At 71.8% G+C, this 6,247-nt stretch carries 7 protein-coding genes; all 7 read right to left on the reverse strand.

Annotation, left to right across the window (positions count from 1 at the left end):
- Window positions 1–4: 4 nt before the first annotated feature.
- Window positions 5–418, reverse strand: coding sequence for a VOC family protein (locus VMF51_RS15015; RefSeq protein ID WP_325475259.1), 414 nt, complete (start codon window positions 416–418; stop codon window positions 5–7).
- A gap of 168 nt (window positions 419–586) precedes the next feature.
- A complete protein-coding gene (locus tag VMF51_RS15020) occupies window positions 587–1,216 on the reverse strand; it encodes an HAD-IA family hydrolase (protein WP_325475260.1) in 630 nt (209 codons plus the stop codon).
- Entirely contained in the window at window positions 1,213–2,010 is a 798-nt protein-coding gene (locus tag VMF51_RS15025; protein ID WP_325475261.1) for a 3'(2'),5'-bisphosphate nucleotidase CysQ, read from the reverse strand. The genes VMF51_RS15020 and VMF51_RS15025 overlap by 4 nt, the downstream gene beginning before the upstream one ends.
- A gap of 10 nt (window positions 2,011–2,020) precedes the next feature.
- Window positions 2,021–2,620 carry an aminoacyl-tRNA hydrolase gene (pth, locus tag VMF51_RS15030; RefSeq protein WP_325475262.1) on the reverse strand — a complete coding sequence of 200 codons (600 nt, stop codon included), beginning with the start codon at window positions 2,618–2,620 and terminating at the stop codon, window positions 2,021–2,023.
- A 35-nt stretch (window positions 2,621–2,655) separates the two neighbouring features.
- Window positions 2,656–3,315, reverse strand: coding sequence for a 50S ribosomal protein L25/general stress protein Ctc (locus VMF51_RS15035; protein WP_325475263.1), 660 nt, complete (start codon window positions 3,313–3,315; stop codon window positions 2,656–2,658).
- Window positions 3,316–3,518: 203 nt separating this feature from the next.
- Entirely contained in the window at window positions 3,519–4,490 is a 972-nt protein-coding gene (locus tag VMF51_RS15040; protein ID WP_325475264.1) for a ribose-phosphate diphosphokinase, read from the reverse strand.
- Window positions 4,491–4,534: 44 nt separating this feature from the next.
- Complete coding sequence (glmU, locus tag VMF51_RS15045) at window positions 4,535–6,031, reverse strand: bifunctional UDP-N-acetylglucosamine diphosphorylase/glucosamine-1-phosphate N-acetyltransferase GlmU (protein ID WP_325475265.1); 1,497 nt, start codon at window positions 6,029–6,031, stop codon at window positions 4,535–4,537.
- Window positions 6,032–6,247: the final 216 nt, after the last annotated feature.

The following is a 6,247-nucleotide window of genomic DNA, read 5'->3' on the forward strand; positions in this document are numbered from 1 at the left end:
TGGATCAGGGGTGAACGGGAGGTGTCGCGGCGGCGCGCTCGGCCGGGGAGCGGACGACGCAGAACTCGTTGCCCTCCGGATCGGCCAGCGTCACCCATCCGGTCCCGGGACCGCCGATCCCCCGGTGGTCGGCGACCACCTCGGCGCCGTACGCGACGAGCCGGTCCACCTCGGCGTCCCGGCTCCCCTCGCGGGCGGCCAGGTCGAGGTGCAGCCGGTTCTTGACGACCTTCTCGTCGGGCACCTCGATGAACAGCAGCCGGTGGCCGGTCTCGGGATCGCGGATCATGCACTCCTCGTGCCCGGGCAGGTTCGGGTCACCCTCGAGGTCGACGTACCCGAGGACCGGCTTCCACCACTCCGAGAGCTCGTAGGCGTTGCGGCAGTCGATGGTCGTGTGCGAGACATAGGCCGTCATGCCCCCAGCCTGCCCCAGCGCGGACCACCCGACGCTGGTTGAGGTGCGAGGAGCCCCAGCGACCCCCACGCTGACTGAGGAGCGAGGAGCCCCAGCGACCCCGACGCAGGTTGAGGTGCGAGGAGCGCTAGCGACGAGCCTCGAAACCCCGTCAGCCGTACGACGGCCTCAACCGGCGTGGACGACCACACCGTGGCGCATCAGGAGCGTGCGCAGCGCCGCGTGCCCGTCGGCCAGCTCCCAGCGCTCCGCGGCCAGGCCGGCCGCGCGGGCGCCGTCGACGTTCTCCTGGCGGTCGTCGACGAACAGCACGGAGCCCGGCTCGGCGCCGATCATCGTGACCGCCTTGTCGAAGTACGCCGGGTCCGGCTTCGCGAGCCCGATGTCGCAGGAGTAGACGGCGACGTCGAAGCGGCCGTCGTCGAAGCCGAGCTCCTCGCGCATGAAGCGGGCGCGGTGGTGCTCCTGGTTCGTGCCGAGGTGGACGCCGTACCCAGCCGCGCGGAGCGCCGCCACCAGCGCCATGGAGTCCGGGTCCACGACGATCGAGCGCCACATCGTCGTGAACAGGTCGGCGGGGTCGAGGTCGACCCCGTGCCGGGCCGCGATCGCGACCGACTCGGCGAAGAAGTCGATCTCGCCGCGCAGCGCCGGCCACTCCAGCGACCACAGCTCGGCGCGGAGCTCCGGGGAGATCCGCGCGGCGTGCGGACCCGCCGCGGCGTCGACGCTCACGGGCGTGTGCTGGAGCACCTCGTCGGCGTCCAGCAGGACGTGGCGGATGTCGTGCGTCGTCATCCCGCCGAGGTGACGCCGTGCCGCCGGACGAAGTCGACGATCCGCTCGGCGAGCTCGGGACGGCACACGATCAGGTCGGGCAGGTAGACGTCGTCCTGGTTGTACTCCAGGGGGGTGCCGTCGATGCGCGAGGTGAACAGCCCCGCGGCCCGGGCGACCGCGACCGGCGCGGCCGAGTCCCACTCGTACTGACCGCCGGCGTGCACGTAGGCGTCGGTCAGGTCCCGCACCACCGACATCACCTTGACCCCGGCCGAGCCCATCGCGACCAGCTCGGCGTCGAGCTCCCCGGCGAGGACGTGGACGAACTCCGGCGGACGGCTGCGCGAGACGGCGATCCGGGGCCGCTCCGCGGTGCGAGGAGGTACGACGGGGGCGCCCGGCCCGGTCGTGAAGGTCTCCCCCAGCGCCGGCTGCGCGACGGCTCCGGCGGTGAGGTCGGCCGGTCCCCGCTCCCACAGGGCGACGTGCACGGCCCAGTCGTCGCGCGGCGGCTCGGAGAACTCCCGGGTGCCGTCGAGCGGGTCGATGATCCAGACCCGGTCGGCGCCCAGGCGGACCTTGTCGTCCTTGCCCTCCTCCGACAGCACGGCGTCGTCGGGACGGTGCTCGGCGACCAGCTTCATCAGCAGCTCGTGGGCCGCGGCGTCACCGGCGTCCTTGAGCTCGCGCCCCTCCAGGCCCTCCCCCCGGACCTCGAGCAGCCGCCTCCCGGCGGCCTCGGCCAGCCAGGCGGCGAGCACGTGGTCGTCGTGGGCGGCGGCGTCGGGCGGCGTACCGGGCTCGAAGGTCACGGGCGACACCCTAGGAGTTGAACTTCTGCTGCGTGCGCTCGAGGCCCTCGGTGACGAGACACTCGACCGCGTCGGCGGCGGTGTCGACCGTGAACGGCACGACCTTGCGCTCGGTGCTGGAGTAGTTCGACAGCACGAAGTCGGCCACCTCCTGGCGGCCGGGCGGCCGGCCGATCCCGACCCGGACACGGTGGAAGTCGCCGGTGCCGAGCGAGGAGCGCATCGACTTCAGGCCGTTGTGGCCGTTGTCGCCGCCGCCGAGCTTGACCCGCATCGTGTCGAAGGGGATGTCGAGCTCGTCGTGGATCGCGACGACCCGCTCCGGTGGCACCTTGTAGAAGGTGGCGAGCGCCTTGACCGGGCCGCCGACCTCGTTCATGTACGAGCGCGGCCGGGCCAGGACGACGCGGGGGCCGGGCTGTCCCGGCGTACCGAGCCTGCCCTCGACCACGTCGGCGCGGCCGGACTTGTGGGCGCGGAAGGACGAGCCCATCCGGCGGGCCAGCTCGTCGGTGACGAGGTAGCCGATGTTGTGGCGGTGACCGGCGTACGAAGGCCCGGGATTGCCCAGACCGACGACCAGCCACACGGGCGCGCTGGAGTCGGTCATGGGGTCCCGGGCCTTTCGACGAAAGAGGCGGAAGGTCACTCCTCGGTGGGAGCGGCCTCACCCTCGGCGGGCGCGGCAGCGGCCTCGTCGGACTCCTCGCGCTCGATGCCGGCCTCGGCCTCGGCCTCCTCCAGCTCGGACTCGAGGGCGGCGGCGCTGATCTGCTCGGTGACGTTGACGACGAGGGTGTCGCCGTCGACCAGCAGGGTGGCACCCGACGGGAGGGTCAGGTCGGAGGCGTGGATCTGGGTGCCGGCAGCGGCGCCCTCGACCGAGACCTCGATGAACTCGGGGATGTGGGTGGCCTCGGCCTCGAGCTGGACCGTGGCGTTCTCGGTGACGACCAGCGTCTCGGGGGCGGCGTCGCCGACCACGTGCACGGGGACGTCGACGGTGACCTTCTCGCCCTTGACGACGGCGACGAAGTCGACGTGCTCGATCACGCGGCGGATCGGGTCGACCTGGACCTGCTTGGTGAGCGCGAGCTGCGACTTGCCGTCGATGTCGAGGTCGAGCAGCGCGTTGGCGCCACCGTGCTTGAGCGCCATCATCGTGGCGTGGCCCGGCAGGGTCAGGTGGATCGGGTCGTTGCCGTGCCCGTAGACGACGGCCGGGATCTTGTTCTCGCGGCGGATCCGGCGGGCGGCGCCCTTGCCGAACTCGGTCCGGGTCTCGGCGGTGATCTTCTCGGACATGGTGACTCTCCTCAGTGCTGGCTTCTCGAAGGCTGCGGGCCCCGGCTCGACGGCACGGCGCATCCGGAGGAGGCCAGCCCTGTCGATCACGGAGCAGCACCGCCGTTCGGCCCGAACCGATCCGCGCAGCCGCTCCCTCGCCGAGGCAACCGCAGCATTCTAGCCAGCGCGGCGACGGGCGCGAAATCCGGGAGCGGGAAGGCTCAGGCGTGCCCGTCGAACATCGACGTGACCGAGCCGTCCTCGAACACCTCGCGGATCGCGCGGGCGACCAGCGGGGCGATCGAGAGGATGGTCAGCTTGTCGAACTGGCGGTCGGCGGTGATCGGCAGCGTGTCGGTGACGATGACCTCGACCGCGGAGCAGTTCTTCAGCCGGTCGACGGCCGGGTCGGAGAGGATCGCGTGGGTCGCGGCGATGATGACGCCCGCCGCCCCGTCCTCCATCAGCGCCTCGGCGGCCTTCACGATCGTGCCGCCGGTGTCGATCATGTCGTCGGTCAGCACGCACATCTTGCCGGCGACCTCGCCCACCACGCGGTTGGCGACGGTCTCGTTGGGCCGGTCGGTGCGACGGGTCTTGTGGATGAAGGCCAGCGGTACGCCGCCCAGCTTGGCCGACCAGCGCTCGGCGACCTTGATCCGGCCGGCGTCGGGAGAGACGACGCAGAGCTGCTCGCGGCCGTACTTCTCCTTGACGTAGTCGGTGAGGATCGGCAGCGCCATCAGGTGGTCGACCGGGCCGTCGAAGTAGCCCTGGATCTGGTCGGCGTGCAGGTCGACGGTGATCAGCCGGTCGGCGCCGGCGGTCTTGAACAGGTCGGCCATCAGGCGGGCCGAGATCGGCTCGCGGCCGCGGTGCTTCTTGTCCTGGCGGGCGTAGCCGTAGAACGGCATGACCACGGTGATCCGCTTGGCGCTGGCGCGCTTCAGCGCGTCGACCATGATCAGGTGCTCCATGATCCACTCGTTGATCGGAGCGGTGTGGCTCTGGATCACGAAGGCGTCGCAGCCGCGGACCGACTCCTCGAAGCGGACGTAGATCTCGGAGTTCGCGAACTTGTACGCCGAGGTCGGCACCAGCTCGGTGCCGAGCAGCGTCGCGACCTCCTCGGAGAGCGCCGGGTGCGCCCGGCCGCTGAAGACCATCAGGTTCTTCTCGGTGGTCTTCTTCATGCCGGTCACGGTTCAGCTCCTGGTCGCCGGAGGGGAGGAAACTCCTAGGATTCTGCCCCTGCCGACCCCGACGCCCCAACTCCGGGGTCGCCGTTGTGAGACGCGTCTCCCTCGCCGGTCCGCGGACTGCCGGCCGCCTCCGCCGCGGCCGCCTGGGCGGTGCCGGAGCGGCGGGTCTGCGCCCAGCCCGGGATGGTGCGCTGCGGGCCGCCGCTGATGGCGAGCGCGCCCGGCGGGACGTCGCGTCGTACGACGGTGCCGCCACCGGTGGAGGCGCCGTCGCCGATCGAGACCGGGGCGACGAAGGTGTTGTTGGAGCCGGTCCGGGCGTGCCGGCCGACCGTCGTGCGGTGCTTGTTCACCCCGTCGTAGTTGGCGAAGATCGTGCCGGCCCCGATGTTGGAGCCCTCGCCGATCTCGGCGTCCCCGACGTAGGACAGGTGCGGCACCTTGGCGCCGTCGCCGATCCGGGCGTTCTTGGTCTCCACGAAGGCACCGATCTTGCCGTCGGCGCCGAGGTTCGTGCCGGGACGCAGGTAGGAGAACGGGCCCACCGTGGCTCCGCCGCCGATCACGGCGAGCTCGCCGTGCGTGCGTACGACGCGCGCGCCCGGGCCGATCTCGCAGTCCTTCAGCGTGGTGTCCGGGCCGATCACCGCGTCCTCGGCGACGACCGTCGCACCGAGCAGCTGGGTGCCGGGCAGCAGCGTGACGTCGGGCGCCAGGACGACGTCCGCGTCGACCCAGGTGGTCGCCGGGTCCATCACCGTCACCCCCTCGCGCATCCAGCGGTCGAGGATGCGGTGGTTCAGCTCGGCACCGAGCTGGGCGAGCTGGGCGCGGTCGTTGGCGCCCTCGGTCTGGCGGACGTCGTCGAGGACGTGGGCGCCGACGGTCAGCCCGGCGTCGCGGGCCAGCTGGACCACGTCGGTGAGGTAGTACTCGCCCTTGGCGTTGTCGTTGCCGACCCGCGGCAGCGCGTCGGCGAGGAAGGCGGCGTCGAACGCGTAGATGCCGGAGTTGATCTCCCGGATGTCGCGCTGGTCGGCGTCGGCGTCCTTGTGCTCCACGATCGCCACGACGTCGCCGTCGGCGTCGCGCACGATCCGGCCGTAGCCGGTCGGGTCGTCGACCACCCCGGACAGCACGCTCACCGCCCGCTGCGCCGCCTCGTGCTCGGCCGCGAACTCGCTCAGCGACTCCCCGGTGAGCAGCGGGGTGTCGCCGCATGCCACCACGACGGTGCCGGACGCGCTGCCGGCCGCGGCCATCGCCTGGGCGACCGCGTGGCCGGTCCCGAGCTGCTCCTCCTGCACGGCGAGCACGACGCCGGGGAGCTGCTCCTCGACGTGCGGTCCGACCAGCTCGCGCTGGTGTCCGACGACCGCGACGACCCGGCGCGGCTCGAGCACCCGCACGGCGGCCAGCACGTGGCCGACCATGCTCTTGCCTCCGAGCTCGTGGAGGACCTTGGGGGTCTTGGACCTCATCCGGGTCCCGCCCCCCGCGGCGAGGACGACGACGGTCAGGTCAGTGGGCACGCGGGCTTCCTCCCGTGGACGGTGACCGGCTCACTGTAGATGGCGGACGTGACGCGGCACCGATCCGGCCGCGGCACTAGCTGTACCCGGCCACCACGTTGGTAGCGGCGCGGGTGGTTGAACGAGCGAGAACCTCCGAGTGGGATGTGGCTTGTCTAAGGCCCACTCCAACCCGGAGGTTCTCGTGTCCCACGGTAGTGCGCGGCTGACTGTCTA

This window comes from Nocardioides sp., assembly GCF_035503875.1.
Classification (GTDB): Bacteria; Actinomycetota; Actinomycetes; order Propionibacteriales; family Nocardioidaceae; genus Nocardioides.

Bases quoted from the DNA above. Each gene is read 5' to 3' on its own strand.
- VMF51_RS15015 (WP_325475259.1), bottom strand. From the start codon at position 418: ATGACGGCCTATGTCTCGCACACGACCATCGACTGCCGCAACGCCTAC.
- VMF51_RS15020 (WP_325475260.1), bottom strand. From the start codon at position 1,216: ATGACGACGCACGACATCCGCCACGTCCTGCTGGACGCCGACGAGGTG.
- pth (WP_325475262.1), bottom strand. From the start codon at position 2,620: ATGACCGACTCCAGCGCGCCCGTGTGGCTGGTCGTCGGTCTGGGCAAT.
- VMF51_RS15035 (WP_325475263.1), bottom strand. From the start codon at position 3,315: ATGTCCGAGAAGATCACCGCCGAGACCCGGACCGAGTTCGGCAAGGGC.
- VMF51_RS15040 (WP_325475264.1), bottom strand. From the start codon at position 4,490: ATGAAGAAGACCACCGAGAAGAACCTGATGGTCTTCAGCGGCCGGGCG.